17 protein-coding genes are annotated in these 19,539 nt (G+C 39.7%); 10 read left to right on the top strand and 7 right to left on the bottom strand.

What is annotated here, in order from left to right:
• The first annotated feature begins 317 nt into the window (after positions 1-317).
• The 5 genes from FCR06_RS23700 (at position 318) to FCR06_RS23720 (ending at position 5,367) form a co-directional block, all read left to right on the top strand.
• Positions 318-1,583 carry a DUF4912 domain-containing protein gene (locus FCR06_RS23700; protein WP_138504108.1) on the top strand — a complete coding sequence of 422 codons (1,266 nt, stop codon included), beginning with the start codon at positions 318-320 and terminating at the stop codon, positions 1,581-1,583.
• Positions 1,584-1,667: 84 nt separating this feature from the next.
• Positions 1,668-2,594, top strand: a complete 927-nt coding sequence (locus FCR06_RS23705) for a phosphodiester glycosidase family protein (RefSeq protein ID WP_138504110.1) — start codon at positions 1,668-1,670, stop codon at positions 2,592-2,594.
• A gap of 34 nt (positions 2,595-2,628) precedes the next feature.
• Complete coding sequence (locus tag FCR06_RS23710; protein WP_138504112.1) at positions 2,629-3,189, top strand: hypothetical protein; 561 nt, start codon at positions 2,629-2,631, stop codon at positions 3,187-3,189.
• A gap of 51 nt (positions 3,190-3,240) precedes the next feature.
• Positions 3,241-3,627, top strand: coding sequence for a DUF2358 domain-containing protein (locus tag FCR06_RS23715; RefSeq protein WP_138504114.1), 387 nt, complete (start codon positions 3,241-3,243; stop codon positions 3,625-3,627).
• 756 nt (positions 3,628-4,383) lie between these two features.
• The gene (locus FCR06_RS23720; RefSeq protein ID WP_138504116.1) at positions 4,384-5,367 is read left to right on the top strand and encodes a DUF1517 domain-containing protein; all 984 of its coding nucleotides are present in this window, start codon (positions 4,384-4,386) and stop codon (positions 5,365-5,367) included.
• Positions 5,368-5,507: 140 nt separating this feature from the next.
• Here FCR06_RS23720 and FCR06_RS23725 read toward each other — a convergent pair whose 3' ends face one another.
• From FCR06_RS23725 to FCR06_RS23735, 3 genes are all read right to left on the bottom strand, one after another.
• Complete coding sequence (locus FCR06_RS23725) at positions 5,508-6,071, bottom strand: Uma2 family endonuclease (RefSeq protein ID WP_138504118.1); 564 nt, start codon at positions 6,069-6,071, stop codon at positions 5,508-5,510.
• Between the two features lie 201 nt (positions 6,072-6,272).
• Entirely contained in the window at positions 6,273-8,117 is a 1,845-nt protein-coding gene (locus tag FCR06_RS23730; RefSeq protein ID WP_138504120.1) for a bifunctional serine/threonine-protein kinase/formylglycine-generating enzyme family protein, read from the bottom strand.
• A 309-nt stretch (positions 8,118-8,426) separates the two neighbouring features.
• Complete coding sequence (locus tag FCR06_RS23735) at positions 8,427-9,230, bottom strand: ABC transporter permease (protein ID WP_138504122.1); 804 nt, start codon at positions 9,228-9,230, stop codon at positions 8,427-8,429.
• A gap of 898 nt (positions 9,231-10,128) precedes the next feature.
• Between FCR06_RS23735 and FCR06_RS23740 the strand changes: the two genes are divergently transcribed.
• Positions 10,129-11,214, top strand: a complete 1,086-nt coding sequence (locus tag FCR06_RS23740) for a glycosyltransferase family 4 protein (RefSeq protein WP_138504124.1) — start codon at positions 10,129-10,131, stop codon at positions 11,212-11,214.
• A gap of 233 nt (positions 11,215-11,447) precedes the next feature.
• Here FCR06_RS23740 and FCR06_RS23745 read toward each other — a convergent pair whose 3' ends face one another.
• The 3 genes from FCR06_RS23745 to FCR06_RS23755 form a co-directional block, all read right to left on the bottom strand.
• The gene (locus tag FCR06_RS23745) at positions 11,448-12,065 is read right to left on the bottom strand and encodes a 2OG-Fe(II) oxygenase (protein ID WP_138504126.1); all 618 of its coding nucleotides are present in this window, start codon (positions 12,063-12,065) and stop codon (positions 11,448-11,450) included.
• A gap of 56 nt (positions 12,066-12,121) precedes the next feature.
• The gene (locus FCR06_RS23750) at positions 12,122-12,985 is read right to left on the bottom strand and encodes a fructosamine kinase family protein (protein ID WP_138504128.1); all 864 of its coding nucleotides are present in this window, start codon (positions 12,983-12,985) and stop codon (positions 12,122-12,124) included.
• 89 nt (positions 12,986-13,074) lie between these two features.
• Entirely contained in the window at positions 13,075-14,364 is a 1,290-nt protein-coding gene (locus tag FCR06_RS23755) for a M16 family metallopeptidase (RefSeq protein ID WP_138504130.1), read from the bottom strand.
• A gap of 97 nt (positions 14,365-14,461) precedes the next feature.
• On the opposite strand from FCR06_RS23755, the gene FCR06_RS23760 reads away from it, so the two are divergent.
• The 4 genes from FCR06_RS23760 (at position 14,462) to FCR06_RS23775 (ending at position 18,082) form a co-directional block, all read left to right on the top strand.
• Positions 14,462-14,674, top strand: a complete 213-nt coding sequence (locus tag FCR06_RS23760; protein WP_138504132.1) for a hypothetical protein — start codon at positions 14,462-14,464, stop codon at positions 14,672-14,674.
• Between the two features lie 6 nt (positions 14,675-14,680).
• On the top strand, positions 14,681-16,195 hold the full coding sequence (gene crtD, locus FCR06_RS23765; RefSeq protein WP_138504134.1) for a C-3',4' desaturase CrtD: 1,515 nt from the start codon (positions 14,681-14,683) through the stop codon (positions 16,193-16,195).
• 134 nt (positions 16,196-16,329) lie between these two features.
• A complete protein-coding gene (locus FCR06_RS23770; RefSeq protein ID WP_138504136.1) occupies positions 16,330-17,436 on the top strand; it encodes a saccharopine dehydrogenase family protein in 1,107 nt (368 codons plus the stop codon).
• 265 nt (positions 17,437-17,701) lie between these two features.
• Positions 17,702-18,082 (top strand): hypothetical protein, encoded by a 381-nt coding sequence (locus FCR06_RS23775; RefSeq protein ID WP_138504138.1) that lies wholly within the window; start codon positions 17,702-17,704, stop codon positions 18,080-18,082.
• A 143-nt stretch (positions 18,083-18,225) separates the two neighbouring features.
• On the opposite strand, the gene FCR06_RS23780 is transcribed toward FCR06_RS23775, so the two are convergent.
• Complete coding sequence (locus tag FCR06_RS23780) at positions 18,226-19,524, bottom strand: cation:proton antiporter (RefSeq protein WP_138504140.1); 1,299 nt, start codon at positions 19,522-19,524, stop codon at positions 18,226-18,228.
• Positions 19,525-19,539: the final 15 nt, after the last annotated feature.

Here is a 19,539-nt window from a genome sequence, read left to right on the forward strand (position 1 = left end):
GACAATGCGATCCCATAAGGGCTGATAAATTCGTGAAATAGCCAAAAAATCTATTCAGACCCCTTGATCCCTACATATGCTTAGTGGTTAATATTGACTTAACAAATTACAACTCCTCCGATCCCAAAAAAATGCTAAAGGCATAACCAAAGGAATTGATCGGAAATGATTTCGATTTAAAAACAAACTAAAAAACTTAAAACTGGGCAAAACCAGAAGTCAGGAATAAGAAATTCATCTGGAGTGGATGACATTTTATACTGCATTCTTTAACCAGGGGAAATCATTTACCGCTTAAACTACTGGAGGCCAAATTAATGGCAAAAGAACGCCCGCCACTAGAGGAGATGACCTTACGGCAACTACGTAAAGTTGCTAGCGAATATAGCATCTCTCGCTATAGCCGAATGCGTAAATCTCAACTGCTCGCATCAATTCAAGAAGTCCAGCGCAGCAAAATTTCGCTCAGTCCATCTCGTTCATTGGAGGCACAAGAAACCGTGGAAGCAGCTAAGTTTGAATTAGGTCAGGAAGATCGTACTGGTGGATCTCTTACTGATGTTGATGAAGGACTCCCAGATCTGCCTTCTGGTTATGGTGAAAGCCGGATTGTACTCTTACCCCGCGATCCCCAATGGGCTTACACTTACTGGGATGTTGCCAATGAACATAAAGAAGAACTGCGTCGCCAAGGGGGACAACAACTGGCGCTACGGATTTATGATGTTACTGACATTGATATTGATTTTCAAAGTCCCCACAGCATTCAAGAATATCCTGCTGACGAACTAGCAAGAGAATGGTATTTACCAGTTCCAGTCAGCGATCGCGATTATGTGATCGATGTGGGCTATCGGGCTGCTGATGGTCGCTGGTTAGTACTCGCTCGTTCTGCCAGAGTACGTATTCCTCCCGTCTATCCTTCTGACTGGATTGAAGATGTCTTCATCACTGTTGACTTTGAAGAAGACTTGCATGAAAAGACTCAGTACGAACTGGTTCCACCTGCCCAGAAGGCCGCAGCAGCAGCTAATGCTGCCAATGGCGTTAATGGTGCAAATGGCAACCCCATCTACGACCAAATCTTTGGCCTAGCCGAATCTGCCGAAGCACAACGCGTTGCTGGTTCTCTGTTTGGCTCCATGCAGCAAGCACCAGGTTTAGTACGTCCCGAACAAGCCATCAGTTCCTACGTTTTCCCCTCTGGTGTAGGTTTGTGGGCAGTTCCTACTGCGTCAGGTTTAACCATGTCTGGTGTAGGAATGTCAGGTGTTGGCTTCTCGGCTTCCGCCGTACCAGTGCGTCCGCGCAAGTTTTGGTTGATAGCCGATGCTGAATTGATTGTTTATGGTGCAACCGAACCCGATGCTAACGTAACGATTGGTGGTCGTCCAATTAAACTCAATCCAGATGGTACATTCCGCTTCCAGATGTCCTTCCAAGATGGTTTAATTGACTATCCAATTGTGGCTGTGGCTGCTGACGGCGAGCAAACCCGGTCAATTCAGATGAAATTTAATCGTGAAACACCATCCCGGAATACTAACACCAAAGAAGACGCTGTTTTAGAATGGTTCTCTTAAGTTTTAGTCATTAGGTTAACCGCTGAGCGATATTTTAAATTATTCCCCGCTATAGTAATTCTGTAGCGGGTTTTTTGCACGATTATGTCTAGAAAAAGCTTACTTTTGTTATTTATGGCGATAGCTGGCGCTAGCTTGTTATCAGGTTGTCAAAAACTTGTCGCCAATTCAGTACCAAAAGCATCTAAAATTTGTCCTGGAAAAGATCCCAAATTCAGTATTAATTTTTTTAAAACGAATAATCAAGGGCAGAAAAACTCCAAAGGTATTAACCATGTAATTATTTTTAATCCTAAATCAGCAGAATTAGATTTTAAAGTTAATCTTGGTTTATCTCATCAACTCTACGCGAAAGATGCTCAGGGAAAACTACGCAAAGAATATGTACCAAGACAGTTTCGCGAACTCATCGTTGGTGATAACGCCAAATTAAATGGACAGCTACCGATTGCCGCAATTAATGCCGACTATATAGGTACTGACAATCAACCACAAGGTTTAAATATTTCTCGTGGTGTAGAATACTCCGGAGCATTTAAAAATAAGCGTTCTTCCTTTGGTATATCAGGAGGTTCACCCAGACAACGACAAGCCACTATCCAAGCTGGTAGAAGAAACAGCGATGTTCTCAATTACAATTTAGTAGGAGGGAATGGCAGATTTTATCGTCAGGGAAAATTTAAAAATATTTGTCAAGATTTGGGAGAATTTGCCTGTAAAGGTGCAACTAATCGCTCTATGGCAGCTATTACAGAGCGAGGATATGTAATATTATTAGTTAATGATGTGAAAGCTAATTCCCAGATTGAAATATCTGACATTAATCAAGAGTTATTACCAGATGCGTTTGATAATGTCTTGGAAGGCATTGCTAGCAATAATTGTTTAGGAAAAATTCAAGAAGGAATTTTATTTGATGGAGGTATGTCTCCAGGATTATATTACAACCAAAAAATCTATTTAGAAAATCAAGGGCCGATTGGTTCAGTTTTTTTAATTTACAAAAAATAAAATAAATTTAGAGGCTAGATATAACAAATACATTATGACACCTAAAGAAATTACGGATACACTAAAAGAATTATTTGGCACAAATGTTGGGGCGATCGCTCCTGATTCCTGGGAAGTAAACACCTCTACTTTTCGGCTGTTGGTACTGCTGTCGAAAGATAATAGTTGGCTGCGAGTTTTGTTACCAATATTACCATTACAAGAAGCCAAATCTTTTTTAACAGAGTTTTTAGCAGCTAATTTTGATGAGACTCAGGAAGTACGGTATGCTTTGCATGATGGGCAAATTTGGGCAGTGTTTCACCATAACACTAGCACTTTGGTAACAGAGGACTTTAAAAGAGCGATCGCTCGACTGGTGTCTCTACATGAAGTCGGTTTAGATAATGTCTTCAATCGATTGGTTGAAAGTCGCATCCGCCAAGTTATCCAAGCAGCAAAACTGCAAGGACAATCTCTGCAAGCCACCATGCAAAACTTGGAACGCTTTTACGCAGAAGGAATAATGGGTGAAATCGACCAAACCCCAGAAGTGCGAGAAGAAATCCTAGCTGCTTGGCGGCGTCAGTTAGAACGCTTATGGAATGAAATATAAATTTGAAGAATACAGAATTGGTCAATTGCTGAATTCAGCAATCTTTTAATTATGGATATCATTGAAATTCTCAAAGAAGACTATCAAAGGTTCCCAGCTAATCAAACTTACAGCCTTTACGCTCCAGATGTTTATTTTCAAGACCCATTGAATAAATTTCGTGGAGTGAATCGCTACAAAAAAATGATTGGTTTTATCGAAACTTTCTTTTTAAATCCCAAGATGGATTTACATAACATTCAACGTTTGGGAGACACAATTAAAACTGAGTGGACGCTGAGTTGGAATACTCCTGTCCCTTGGAAGCCGCATATTTCTATTCCTGGTTGGAGTGAATTAACTCTCAACCCTGATGGTTTAATTGTCTCCCATGTTGATTATTGGAACTGCTCACGCTTGGATGTGGTGAAGCAGCATTTTTTCTCTGAAAAAAATTGATATTGTACTCATAAATCATTTGTGAAATATTTTTTCTTTATTGTCATTAGTCATTTGTCATTTGTGACAAAGTTATGAGCGCCAAAAACCGCTGCTAATACTTTGAGATTTGTAGTCACACACCAAGGACAAATGACCAAAGACGACCAGAACAAAATTTAAACTTTCTGGATTTAGGATGGTTATATTGTAATAATTCAACAGCTGAATACTATTACACTAGTACAGCAGATCTGAAATAAACCAACCATTTTAAATGTCTCAAACCCTTGGAACAGCGAATTACAAATTACGAATTACGAATTACGTTAGCGAAGCGGTAGCGATAGCGAAGCGTTAGCGACGGAGGAGCGTCGGAACGAGCGTCATTACGAATTACGAATTACTTAACAGGGGTATCGTCAACAGTCAACAATTTACCCCAAGTATTAAAAATCAGTCAAAATAATCACTAAAATTTAAAATCATTTGTATAATTCAGAACTGTACTAAAATGCTAGTCCAAAAGATACCAACAATTACCCATTGCCAATTTCTTGAATGATAAACATATCTTCAGGTACGGTTCCCCTGTCGAGAAATCCCCCCTGCGATCGCTACCTACCTAAGATCGGACGCGGTAAATTGAATATGTAGCCGATAGTGAATGTTACAAATTCGCTTGTTTATGAGGGGCTAGTGTTAGTCAGACACACCAAGAATCCCAACAACATAGGGAAAATCATAAAAAAATTCCATTTTTGAAGCGATTGCATTATGCGTAAAAAACTACAACAAACCATCAAACCGCTGCTAAAAACCTTCTTAGCCCTCAGCTTGGTGTTAACATTGGCTCTGAGTCACGCTGATGGAGCATTAGCTGCTAGCGGAGGAAGAATTGGCGGTGGCTCATTTAGAGTACCTTCTAGTCGCACCTACACACCACGTACCTACGCACCAGGTGGAGGCGGATACTATCCTGGTGGTGGTGGATACTATCCTGGCGGTGGTTTTGGCTTTCCGTTTTTAATTCCCTTCTGGGGTATTGGAGGCGGATTTGGTGGTCTATTTACCATTTTAATTTTCTTGGCGATCGCTAATTTCTTAGTACAAAGTTTCCGCCGCGTTTCTAGCGGTCAAACAGAAGAAGCAGATTACACCACCAATTCCCCAGTATCGGTAACTCGTTTGCAAGTGGGTTTGTTAGCTCAAGCTCGGGACTTGCAAAATGAACTCAACCACATAGCTGAAACTGCTGATACCAATTCTCCAGAGGGGAGAGCAGAAGTTATCCAAGAAGCTAGCCTAGCTTTACTCCGCCATCCTGAGTATTGGGTATATGGAGGTGGTGGTACGCAACAAGCGAGATTAAATTCAGCTGAAGCTCAATTCAATCGTCTGTCATTAGCAGAACGCAGCAAATTTAGCGAAGAAACTCTGACTAACGTTAATAACCAACTTAAAGCAGCCCTTACCAAAGAAGCTTTACCCCCAAGTGATGAACTCGATAATCCTACCCGTCTGATTACTGAAGGCCCTGGCGAATACATTATCGTTACGTTACTAGCAGCGACACTAGGCAAATTTGAAATCCCTACAATAAATAGCGGTGATGATTTGCGTCAAGCTTTGCGACAAATTGGTAGTATCCCCAGCGATAAACTTTTAGCAATTGAAGTTCTTTGGACTCCCCAAGCTCAAGGTGACACTCTAACATCTGATGATGTATTGGCAAATTATTCTGATTTGAGATTAGTTTAATTGGTTTCTAGACCAAACAATAATTATTAAAAAGCGTTGTGTTTACAGCACAACGCTTTTTATTTAGTCCTAGATCAATCGCTTGTTGAGTATTTATAATATAAAGACAAAAAGATAAGTTTTTTGTAGCAGAAAATGTACTACAGTTGCAACTCAAATCCGGGTAAGATATCTTCTCCAGAAAGAATCGCTGGTATTTGCATAACTTCTACAGCTTTTCCTATTCGGTAAATTTCCACACTTGCATCTTGAGGATTAATCAGCCATCCCAAAAGCAAACCATTTTCGATATATTCCTGCATTTTCTCTTGGATACGTTTGAGCCTATCTGTTTCAGAACGCAGTTCAATAGCAAAATCGGGTACAAGTGGCGGAAATTTTTTTTGCTGTTCTTGTGTTAAAGCTTCCCATCTCTCCAACTTAACCCAGGCCGCATCAGGGGAACGTTTTGCACCATTTGGCAGAATAAAAATTGTTGAAGAACTAAAGACTTTGCCTAATTTAGCTTGACGATTCCAATTATTCAAGTCTGTAATTAGGTCTGCTTCTTGATTGCCGCTTTCTCGTCCTACTGGTGGCACAATGATTAATTCTCCTGCTGCATTCATTTCCAGACTGAAATCACGATTGGCAAGACATAATTGATAAAATTGCTCATCGCTTAAATTAGCGATCGCTTTGAGATTGAGGACAACAGTATTCATTAAACTTTTCCTCGTGCCTTTTTTGCTAATATCAGCTACCTTGAGTTAAAAGTTTAGCAGTAGAAAATTAAGCTCAACGATAGAACTACAAGCAGTTTGCTCTATATATTACTCTAATCTCGTTCCAGACTATAGGAATAAAATAAATGCGCTCACAAAATACGTAATCAATTACTGTGTAAGTCATTACGAGTTCAAAACTTAATATTCAGATGTTCCTTCGCCAGAAAATACTACTCGAAAGCCACAAATCCTCAACCCTCCATCTGACTCATTCCAGCTACGGCTGGCGCTACGACAAAGTTCTGCGCTGAAACTCCAAGAACCACCGCGTAGCGCCCGGCGATGTATATCACCGCCAGCTTCCCAAACTGTTGCATCTGAAGGTGCATCATTATAATTGTTATGCCACGGGTCGGCGCACCATTCCCAAACTAACCCGTGCATATCGTACAATCCAAAGGCGTTGGCTACTTCAAAACTGCCTACGTTTGTTGTTTCTTTACGGAATTTGCTTTTTGGTTCGTCAGCACAGCATACTAAATCAGTCGTAATGGCTTCGCCAAAGTGAAAAGATGTCGTAGTTCCAGCACGACAAGCATATTCCCATTCAGCTTCACTCGGTAAACGATAGTCGCGTCCAGTTTTTTGTGATAGCCTCAGACAAAATTCTACAGCTTCATGCCAAGATACATTTTCTACTGGTCTATCTACACCTTTAAATTTTGATGGATTGGGATTTAAGGTTCGGTTAATTTTGGGTAAAGCTGATACTACTCTCCACTGTGCTTGAGTTACAGCAAATTTTCCTATAAAAAATGGTTCTACAATGACTTTGTGTCGAGGACGTTCATCAGCATCTCCTTCAAACTCCGGTGAACCCATCATATACGTACCACCAGGAATTGATACCATTTGTATAGTGACAGATTTACCCAATTCTTCAGTAAAAAAGTTTGCATTGCGACTGACGCGGCTAACTTCTCTACCTGCTGTGTCTACTGTCACTACGTCAAATTCAAAAGTTGTTAAAGGAGGTAATGGAACTATTATTTTTTGTTGTAGTCGCGGTAATATCGGTTGAGGAATAGAAACAATTTTTAAGGCAACAGGTTCAATGTTCAATGGTGGAAATTCCAAATCCTTGATAACTTCTGCTGCTGTTTGATACCTTTGGCTTGGTAAATGTTTGAGTAATTTGTCTAAAATTTTTCCTAAGTCGTCGCTAATATTAATACCATTTTTTTGTAATCGTTCGCGCCACAACCATTTAGCATTCATGGCATCATAAATAGGATCGTTAATCTGTCCAGAAACATCCTGTAAAGGCAAACATTGAGTTAAAAGACGCACGCAAGTTACACCTAAAGCATATAAATCACTAGCGTGACAAGCAAATCCAGCCATTTGTTCCGTTGGTGCATAACCAAGTGTATAAATTACTGTGGCTTGTCTTCCTAAACTGGTTTGTGTTACCTGTTTAGCACCACCAAAGTCAATTAATACTGGTTTTCCATCGCTTGCACGGCGGATAATATTTTCTAGTTTGATATCCCGATGAATAATATTACTGGTATGAATAAATTGCAGAACTGGTAACAAATCAGCTAAAAGTTGCCAAATTTGTTCTTCCCGATATATTTTTTCCTGAACTTCTTGTAAGAGAGTTTTTCCTTGAATAAATTCTTGCACGAGATACAAACTAGTACCTTGTTCAAAATAAGCAAGTAATCTGGGAATTTGGGTATGATTTTCTCCCAATTCATACAACCGAAAAGCTTCTTCTTTGAAAAATTGGGCTGCTTTAGTGCGTTGTCCAGTTCCTTGAAATTGGGGAAAAAATTGCTTGATGACGCAAGGTGCATTTAGTCTATCTGCATCTTCTGTAGCATAAGTTCTGCTAAATCCACCTTCACCTAAAAGTCTTAGCACACGGTAACGATTTCTGAGAAGTTTGCCAAAGTTGCTTTGTCCGCAACTGACACAAAATCTATTGCTATCAGAGTTGAATGGATTTGAGCAATTGGGATTTTGGCAGATTTGCATAATGAAGTGAAAATAGCATCTTCTCCAAAGTTAGCCCCAATATTATCTTATTGAAAACACTGATGTAGAGAAGCGAACACGGAATTTTTTATATGTGTTTAAATATGTCAGAATTGGTGAATTCCAAATTCGTAAATCAGGAGTCAGTACTGTTGGGTAATCTGGTGGGTTAGGCTAACACCGTAACGCACCCTACTTCTGAATCTGAGTTCTGAATTATTCTCTAAAATAGCTGTTTTTTCCAGCTAAAAAAGTTCATTAATAACTAAATAATAAATAATTTTTATTGCTAATTCTCAGTATTGATTTTCAACTTTTACTTTGTCCTGAAAGGCGAAGTAATTCTGCTGCAAAAGCAACGATCGCTGATACAGAAATCAACATCACACTGAGTGCGTTAATATCAGGCTTGACTCCTGTTCTAATACGACTAAAAATTTCCATTGGCAGGGTGTTAGAACCGCTACCAGCTGTAAAACTAGCAATTAAAAAATCATCTAAACTAAGCACAAAAGCCAACAGACAACCAGCAACAATACCAGGCATTAATTGAGGTAATAATACTTTGATAAATGCTTGGGTTGGTGTCGCGCCTAAATCTAATGCTGCTTCTTCTAAGTGGGGATCTAAATTTGTCAGTCTGGAAGAAACCACAAGTCCCACGTAAGCCAGACAAAATACCACGTGTGCTGCAACTATCGTCCACAAACTCAAAGGTATGGCAAACGCTGCTAGACATACTAAGGTCGCCACTGCGATCGCAATATCAGGAATAATTAATGGTAAATAAGCTACACCGCGATACAAATTCTTTAGCGGAAATTGGTAACGCGCCAAACCCACTGCCATCAATGTTCCCAGCACTGCTGAAATCCCCACCGCACAACCAGCAACTATTAAACTATTTTGCAAAGCCGATAAAATGCGATCGTCGTTAAACAACTTCCCATACCAATCCAAGGTAAATCCTTGCCAAGTTGCACTGTAAGGCGACTGATTAAAGCTATAAAAGCCAAGTACCAGTATAGGCAGGTACATGAATACAAATATCAGCAGTGAGAAAACCGCCTGCCATGTGACACGCGGTTTTTTGAGATGTGGAGAGATATTCACGTTTATATTTAATTTTTATTGATGAAAATCCAAAATACCATATTTAATCTAAAAAGTCAATATGATAAATATCTTTTTTACTAAACTACAAATTAGACGATGTCCGCTAAAATAACTGTCATTACGACCGTAGGAAAGCAATCCTGAAATAGTTTTCTCCAGATTTATATAATTTTATAAGTAAAATGCTAAAAACCCTTTAAGATGTGGCAGGTCATAGTGACACATCTGTGTTTTAACCAAGGATGAAGGCTGGGAGCAGGATTTATCCTGCGTTGACTTTGGGTTTGGTAAACTGTCTATCCAATCTTCTAGTTAATTGACTAAAATTTTTACCCAACTGAAAAAAGCTACTCTCATGTTTAACTTTTACTTAATTGCTGAGTAATCTCATTGTTCGAGTGAGGATAAACTTATATATCCCTTAACTTAAATTACTGCTGAATTCAAACTACTTACTTGAGAAAATCGATCCTTCGGCACAACTGATTATCTTTAGAGTTAAGAAACACGCTGTTTAAGTGTCTACAACCTTAATTCTTTCATTAATATTTTAAAATTAGATAATTAACATAGTTTATATGAGTTTTTTAGCTTGATATCAGAATCCTATGCTATAAGTTAATAACTTGATTAAAATTTATTTACCAAAAATTATTTGAATCTAAATATTATCCAATTTTCATCAATTGAGAATATATTTACCTCCTCAGTTAAAAATAATTTATTTACTAAGATAGACAAAAAATTTCCAAGTAAGAGCATAAGATTTTGATGCAATTGTGAATAATTTTAGTACCTGAAGCTAGTTTTTAGTGCAGAGAGAAGCAAATATCGGCACTAAGCAAACAACAAGAAAATATTTCTTATTCAAATCTTATTTTTCAGGAGGTTTGTAATGCGAATTGCTCAAGTAGCCCCATTATTCGAGAGAGTACCGCCTCCAGCTTATGGTGGCATAGAGTTAGTAGTAGGATTGCTCACTGATGAACTGGTGCGACGCGGACATGAAGTAACTTTGTTTGCATCGGGAGATTCTATTAGTTTGGCAAAACTAGTGTCAGTTCATCCCCATGCTCTGAGACTTGATCGCACCATCAAAGATTACAGCATTTACGATATGCTACAACTAGCTTCAGTGTATCAACGGGCCCAAGAGTTTGATATTATTCATTCTCATATAGGGTGTGGGGCACTCCCCTACACCAATCTGGTCAAAACCCCCACGGTTCATACGTTACACGGTATTTTTACCGCTGATAACGAAAAGATATTTAGTTTTGCTAAAAAACAACCTTACGTCAGCATTTCCCAGTCGCAACGAGAACCAAGATTAGGGCTGAACTATGTAGCAACAGTCTACAACGGAATTAATACTAACAATTATCAGTTTCACGCCCAACCAGAAAATCCACCTTACTTAGCGTTTTTAGGTCGAATATCGCCGGAAAAGGGAACGCACTTAGCCATAGAAATTGCTAAACAAACGGGTTGGCATTTAAAAATGGCGGGTAAGGTGGATACCGTTGATGTAGAATATTTTGACACACAAATTAAACCGCACATTGATGGCAAGCAAATTGAGTATTTGGGTGAAGCGAACCATGCTCAAAAAAATGCCCTGATGGGAGGTGCAGTAGCAACTCTGTTCCCCATTACTTGGCAAGAACCGTTTGGGTTAGTGATGGTTGAGTCAATGGCTTCGGGTACACCTGTGATTGCAATGAAGTTGGGATCTACCCAAGAGGTAATTTCTCATGGTAAAACGGGTTTCCTTTGCAATAACATTCAAGAGTGCGTCAGTGCTATTGATAGAGTAACAGAGCTAGACCGCTATGCTTGTCGTAAACAAGTGGAAAACTATTTCAGCATTCAACAAATGGTTGATGGCTATGAAGCAGTTTATCAACAAATTTTAGGAGAAAAATTTTCTCAAAATGGGCGTTTCCGGAGTTTGCTTAGTTTAGCTAGCGAATCGGGTTAAATAAGCTAAAACGCATCTAAATACCAATTCAATTCATGATTGCAACACATCCTTGGCTGAAGACGCGATGAATCGTGTTTCTAGAGATGACCTATTTGTCGCATTCTTTTTTCAAATTGGTATAATTTGCATAACTTAATTTGATTGAATTCTTCTAATTTGGTATCTGTAAGGTAGCACAGCGGTGCTACCCTACACTATGTTATTTTTAAGTGAAATTTTCAAACAATCTCTCAGGCATACTTTCTCTTTTTGGTTGGAGAGAGAGTCTTTCTTGACTCGATGGTAAACTGGGGAATTTCTTGGAGTTCAGCTTCACTTAAACTATACTGTTCGCAAACCAAGCTAAGACGATCGCCAGGGGTTTTGACTGCGTTAACAGAATGGGTTAAATCACCCTGAAAGTAAACTAAAGTATTAATTTGCGGCTTAATCTGTCCAAGTTGACGTTTTGGCGATCGCAATACCAATTCTCCCCCTTCCATATCGGCAGGTACTCGCACGTAAAGCACGCTTACAACTATAGGTGGTTCAATGGTTTTAGAGTAAGAACGTAAAGAGCGATCAATATGCGGATCGACACGAGAGCCTTCTTTTAACTGTAAAGGATTGAGATAAAAAGCATTACAATTTGGTTGCAAAGCCAAATCCAGGTAAGGCTTGAAGTAGGGAAACTGCTGTTCTAACGTTGCTAATCCAGAACGCTGAAATACTACCGAAAATCCTTTAGTAGCAACAAAATCGCGGTTGAGGTTATTGATAGCAAAGTAAGGACAAGCTTGGATTTCTCCCCACAAATTATTTAGATAATCACTAGGAAATGCGTTAGGTTGTTGTTGATAGTATTTCATATCATGTTCGTTGATCTACTTTTGGCTGGTAATGCCAAACGAAGTAACTTATTTAGTTAGCGTCGCAAAATTTGGTCAATCATCCGGTTGGCTTGAGAACCATAACCACCGCCAAATAAATTGAAGTGATTCAAGATGTGATACAGGTTATAAAGTGTTTTTCTCTGCTGATAACCTTTATCTAGAGGGAAAACTTCGTTATAACCGTTGTAAAATGCTGCTGGAAAGCCACCAAACAATTCTGTCATCGCAATATCAACTTCGCGATCGCCAAAATAAGTTGCTGGATCGAATATCACTGGTTCTCCTGAGGCAGTACACCCAGCATTTCCACCCCACAAATCGCCATGTACCAAGGAAGGCTGCACTTGATGCACCAATAATTCAGGAATCGCCCCTAGTAGCTTATCTTGTTGAGGAAAATTACCTCCGCGCCGCTTTGCTAATTGAAATTGATAACCCAGGCGATGTTTGACATAAAATTCCACCCAGTCTGCTGTCCAAGTGTTGATTTGAGGTGTGGAACCAATAGTATTATTAATTTTCCAACCGAAACCTTGACTGCTGCTAGCTTTATGCATCGCCGCCAGCTGGCATCCCATCTGTTGCCATGATTTGGTGTTACCGCTTCCCATTTCCAACCATTCAAGAACAATATAACTAGAATTATCAACCACACCACAGCAAATAACTTTAGGAGTGCGAATACTAGCTGTTAGTAGCATTTCCTCTAAACCCAGCGCCTCAGCCTCAAACATTGCAACTTGCGAGGCTTGGTTTAGCTTCACAAAGTACGTTGTTTGTCCATTAGAGACACCATAACCTTGGTTGATGCACCCGCCACCAACTGATCGCTGTTGCTGGCTTTGAAATTTTTCACCTGTTATTTGGCTAATATGCGCGTCGATTTGAGTCCACATGATTATGGGGGATAAAGAGATGGGGAGATGGGGGGCAAATAATAACTTAACAGTTAGCAGTCAACAATTAGCACTCAACACTCCCCAATTTACGGCTTCATTACAACTACACCATAAGCATCTGGGGAAAGATACTCTTTGGCTGCTTCCATTAAATCAATCGCATCTTGGTTCTCAATTATCGCTGGGTAGTTAAATGCAGGTTCCAAATCTCCCACCAAAGATTGATAGTAGCCATACAACCCGGCGCGAGCGCTTGGTGTTTCATTACCAAAGATAAATCTGTTGGCTACTCGCCGCCGCACACGGGCAATTTCTGATTCTGTTACCAACTGGGTTCGTAAGTTGCGAATGTGTTGGGCGATCGCATCTTCTACTTGAGCTAAATTTTCTACTGCACATTTAGCTGAAATATAAAATGTTCCTTGTAACTGATGGCTCATGTTACTCACAGAAATTGAGGAAACTAATTCCCGTTCTTCTCGTAAATCTTGCACTAGTCTTGATGTTCGTCCGTGTGCCAAAATTGCTGCTAAAACATCAAGTCCATAAGTTTTCTCTAACTCTATTATTCCTGGAACCCGCCAAAGCATGACTAATCTGGCTTGTTGCAGGGTTTCATCTCTAAATTCTTGACGAACTATTTCTGTAAATGGTGATTCAATCTCTAAAGACTCGATTAATTCCGTCTGCTTGTAGAGAGGCGATTTATCGCCTCTATAAACTTGTGTAAATCCTTCGCTAACGGTTGCAATTAATTCTTCTACAGGTAAATTACCCACAGCCACAGCAGTGATTGACTGAGGTTGATACCAATTAGCGTGAAAATCACGCATTTGCTGGGGTTTGAGTCCAGCGATGACGGATTCTGGCCCCAATACTGCACGCCGATAGGGTAACCTATCAAACGCTGTTTCCATCGCCCGTCTATAAGTGCGGCGGCGGGGATTATCTTCTGAACGTTTAATTTCTTCAAGAACTACTAATCGTTCGCGTTCAAAGGCATCATCAGGAATACTGGCATTAGATACTACATCTATTTGTAATGGTGCAAGCTCGGCAAAATCTTTAGGCGCAGTAGTTATGTAGTAATGAGTATAGTCTTGGCTAGTAGCGGCATTAGTCACAGCACCCCGTTCTTCAATTCGACGTTCAAATTCGCCGCTAGCCAGTTGTTCTGTTCCTTTAAAAATCATATGCTCTAAAAAGTGAGCCATGCCGTTAATCGCATCAGGTTCTATAGCTGAGCCAACTTTTATCCATAAGCTGAGGTTCACGGCATCAACTGGCATCTGCTCGGCTATGATTGTTAAACCATTCGGCAATTTATGCAGCTTTGGAGCATTTAGACGAGGAAGTTTATCTAGAGTTGAGGTCATTACTACTTGTGTAGGAGCGAAGTTACTCCTTTATCTTATCTACGACTTATAGCAGTTTCCAGGTAAGTAATTAGACATACAAGCTGATGCATTAACAATGCAAGCCGATGCATTAACAATGCAAGCCGGTGCATTAACAGTGCAAGCCGGTGCATTAACAGTGCAAGCCGATGCATTAGCAGTGCAAGCCGATGCATTAACAATGCAAGCCGATGCATTAACAATGCAAGCCGATATTGTGATTCCAGTTCAAATGGATAAAAAACGCTGTAAAATTATTAATAGTAATATTAAGAATTATAAAAAATAAGTATCAATGTCCAAGATTTCTGTTGAGAAAACTAAATCTCGTGTTGTCGTCATTGGTGCGGGAATCGGTGGACTGACTGCTGCGGCATTATTAGCTCATAGAGGTTACAGTGTCTTAATTTTAGATCAAGCGATCGTGCCGGGAGGTTGTGCTTCGACGTTTAAACGCCAAGGATTTACCTTTGATGTCGGTGCAACTCAAGTTGCAGGTTTGGAAGCAGGGGGAATTCACCACCGGATTTTCTCAGAATTAGATATAGATTTACCAGCAGCAACACCTTGCGATCCTGCTTGTGCAGTGTATTTACCTGGAGAAAGTACACCAATTAACGTTTGGCGCGACCCGGAAAAATGGCAACAGGAACGACAAAGGCAGTTTCCTGGTAGCGAATTGTTCTGGCAATTAATGGCAACATTATTTAATGTTAGTTGGGAATTTCAAGGACGCGATCCGGTGCTACCACCGCGTAATTTATGGGATTTGTGGCAGCTAATCCAAGCAATACGTCCCAGCACATTAATTACTGTACCCTTTACTTTGTTGACGGTGGGAGATGCTTTACGGTTATGCGGAGTCGGAAATGACCGACGACTGAGAACATTTTTAGATTTACAACTGAAGTTATATTCTCAAGTAAATGCAGAAGAAACAGCATTACTGTATGCAGCCACAGCCTTGAGTGTATCGCAACTGCCCCAAGGATTATTTCATCTCCAAGGTAGTATGCAAGTATTAAGCGATCGCCTGGTACAATCCTTAGAACGAGATGGCGGCAAATTATTGATGCGCCATACAGTAGAACAAATCAAAGTCGAAAACGGTAAAGCCACTGCTGTGGCGATTAAAAATCAAAAAACAGGCGAAGTCTGGACAGAAGCGGCCAACCATGTAATTAGCAACGTCACCGTCCAAAACTTGGTGCAGTTATTAGGAGAAAATGCCCCATCTGGTTATCAAAACAGAGTGGAAAAACTGCCCCAAGCATCAGGTGCGTTTGTGGTTTATTTGGGTGTAGACGCCAGCGCGATTCCGCTGGAATGTCCGCCGCATCTGCAATTTATGTATGATGCCAATGGCCCCATTGGCGAAAATAATTCCTTATTTGTTTCCGTCAGTCATCCTGGAGATGGTCGCGCCCCTGAAGGTAAAGCGACAATTATCGCTTCATCATTCGTCGATCCTACACCGTGGTGGCAAACTCAAGATTATCCACAATTAAAACAAAAGTATACCCAACAAGCGATCGCTCGTCTGGCCCAATACTTTTATCTCAAACCAGAAACAATTATCCATACAGAAGCCGCAACACCGCGTACCTTTGGTGATTACACAGCCCGCGATCGCGGTATAGTTGGCGGTATTGGTCAAAGAATACCCACTTTTGGCCCTTTTGGGTTTGCCAACCGCACACCAATCCAACATCTGTGGTTAGTTGGTGACTCCACTCATCCCGGCGAAGGTACTGCTGGAGTCAGTTATTCAGCCCTAACGGTAGTCAGGCAAATCGAAGCGCAAATGTAGGGTAGCACACCTGTATGCTCAGACAACATATCTGTAGCCAGAATTTGATGAAACGCGATAAATCACACTTGTAACTGATGACAAAGGAGACAAAAAACTGATGAAATAAAGTTAGAGTTGCTGATGCTGGAGTAATGACAGACCGAGTTTTAATTCTTGGCGGACGGGGGCGGATTGGTAGCAGTGTTGCTCAGGATCTAGTTACCTATACGCAGGCACAAATTACAATTACTGGACGTTCTGCTCAGAGTGGTAAAGGCGTTAGCTTATCTTCAAGTGGGCAAATAGAATTTTTAGTATTAGACTTAGCAGAATTTGATAGATTAAGAGAGGCGATCGCTAACTCTAATTTAGTCATTCATTGTGCTGGGCCATTCCACTACCGAGATACTAATGTTCTAGAAACTTGTATTGCTCAGGGCGTTAACTATATAGATGTCAGCGACCACCGGTCTTATACTAGTAAGGCTCTTAATTATCATCAACAAGCGGCGGCTGCTGGAGTGACAGCGATTATTAATACTGGTATTTTTCCTGGTATTTCTAACAGCATGGTACGTCAGGGCGCTGAACAATTTGAGCAACCAGAAAAGATACACTTAAGTTATTTGGTTTCTGGCTCTGGCGGTGCTGGCATTACAGTCATGCGAACAACTTTTCTTGGATTGCAACATCCTTTTGAAGCTTGGATAAATGGAAAATGGCAGGAAGTCGAGCCTTATAGTGAAAGGGAAATAGTTAACTTTCCACCTCCCTACGAAAGCAGTGGAGTTTACTGGTTTGATATGCCAGAAACCTTTACACTGCCCCATGCATTCCCATCAATCAAAACTGTAATTACCAAATTTGGCTCTGTACCCGATTTCTACAATCACATGACTTGGATTGCAGCACATGTTTTTCCTAAGTGGTTAATGCAGCGTCGTTATGCAATTGAATTTCTTTCTCATGTCAGCCATTTGATGACAGATGTCACTAATAATTTTAGTGGTATTGGCGTAGCAGTTCGTTCTGAAGTTACAGGACAAAAAAATAATCAAACAGCCGTTTATTGTTCAAATTTAGTCTACGAAAATACAGCAGTTGCCTCTGGTTGCGGTACAGGCAGTATTGCTCAATTATTGTTAGAAGGGAAACTAAAAAAACCAGGTGTTTTTCCTGTGGAAGAAGCACTACCAACAGATTTATTTGAAGATACGATGCAAAGTCGAGGAATTAAAATTCATCACAGTTGGTTATAAGTTTCATACGTTTTGTTGAAAATTTGGTTTTTGATCATGTGTAAAACTTATTTAAGGTGTTATCACCAAGCATACGGCAGCATCAACAATTTAAAGTGCATTAGCCTTTGTCATTAGATAGCTTACATTTAAAAATTAATATACCCTGCGATAGAAGGAAGAACTGTACTTAAACAATTAGGATGCCTTTGAGCCTAAGAAATTGAATCTATTTATACATAATAAAGGCTCAAACTAAAAAATCACGATAAAGGAGAGTTTTTCCATGTCCAAAATTCTACTAACTTTAAAAAAAGCTTTAGGAAGCTTCCTAATTGTTAGCTTAACGATGTTCGTCAGCTTGTCTGGTTCATTTATTTTGACTCCACAAGCTAGTCATGCAACAACACTCGAAGAATTGCAGCTAATACCTCGAGAATATAGACCAACTTCAGAAGAAAAAATTAACCGTGCTAACGAATATGACCCAGGTGTTGGTCTTCAAGAAGAAAATAAACAACAGTCTTACGAAGAAGCGGTAAAAGATGCCCAAAATCTGGGAACTATGGAGAAAGCTTACGAAAGAAATTTAAAGGCTGAAGGAAAGTCTGAGCCTAATTTACTTGAGAAAGCTGGAGAGTTAGTTGAAAAAGCGACAAATAAGTAGAAAATAGTAGGAATGGGAGACAATAACAATTTAACTATTCTTTTTTGTCTCTTCTTCAGTTTTAAATCATTCATTAAAAAAATCCCAGTATCTTCAAGATAGTGGGATTATCAGATATTTAATTATGAATTTTCAATTTATTGTTATTCAAACTCATCAATTGTATCAGGAGGAGTAGACTTTGCGTACTTGGCGATAGTGCCTTCATACCACTTCATTAAGGGAGTTGCAGTAATTCCATGTATAATCACAGAAACCACGATAGTAGTGTAAATTATCCAGGAAATTTGTTCTGCAACTTCGCCTTCTAAACCTTTACCAAACGCATAGGCAAGATAGTATAAAGAGCCAACACCGCGAATACCAAACCAACCGAATAACAAACGTGTCCCTGGGTTCAAAGTGCGGCGGTGAGAATATATAGGACGTTTTCCTATTGTACTAATCCAGACTCCTACAGGTCGGATAATCACAAACAGCAAAAATACCACTAACAAAGATTGAGGAGCATACTTGAGCATCGGCTTAACTAATAATATCGACCCCAATATTAAAATTGTGCCGATTTCTAAAAGCTTTTCCATTCGCTCGATAAATTCTAATTGTTCCAGTGGTTTCTCAGAATTTCTGTAACTGCGCTGAACCACTAACCCAGCAACAAATACAGCTAAAAATCCATAGCCATTAATAATTTCTGTCAAAGAATAAGTTAACAAAATTGTAGCGATCGCCACAAAATCTTCCATCAAATCATCAACCTGACGACGTTTTTGGATTTTTTGATCGAACCAAACTATTACTTTAGCTACAAAAAATCCCATGACAATCCCAGCAGCGATCGCCCAAATTAAATCAACTAGAATCCACTGTTTAAACCAGTCGCCCCAATTATCATTTTTTAAAGCATAAATCCCAAAATAAACAAATGGAAAAGCTAAAGCATCATTTAGCCCACCTTCAGAAGTTAAACCAAACCGTAACTCATCTTTGTCTTTGACATCAGTCAATTGAACTTCAGAAGCTAATACTGGATCGGTTGGGGCGAGAATTGCTCCTAATAAAATCGCTTCTGCCCAATTCATACCTAAAAATAATTTACCTACAGCAGCTAAGGCAAAAATTGAAATTGGCATTAAAAATCCAATTAGTCGGGCTGTAATTCCCCAAACTTCTAGCTTCAGAGGACGAACAATTCTTAAACCGCAGCTAAACACAGAAATAACTACTACGAGTTCTGTGAGCTTTTCTAAGAATTCAGCATTGAAGACTTCATCTCGACGTAGTTGAATTAGTCCGAAGCCGTAAGGTCCTAATAAAATGCCAACAATTAGATAAATAATTGCAAAAGAAAGAGGTAAGCGAGCAATCCAACCTGACCCCAAGGTGACTATTAGTAAAAGTAGACCAACTACAAATAGGTCAATAATATAGACATCCACCATATAACAAAATATATA

It is taken from the genome of Nostoc sp. PA-18-2419, assembly GCF_005869855.1.
Lineage (GTDB): Bacteria > Cyanobacteriota > Cyanobacteriia > Cyanobacteriales > Nostocaceae > Nostoc.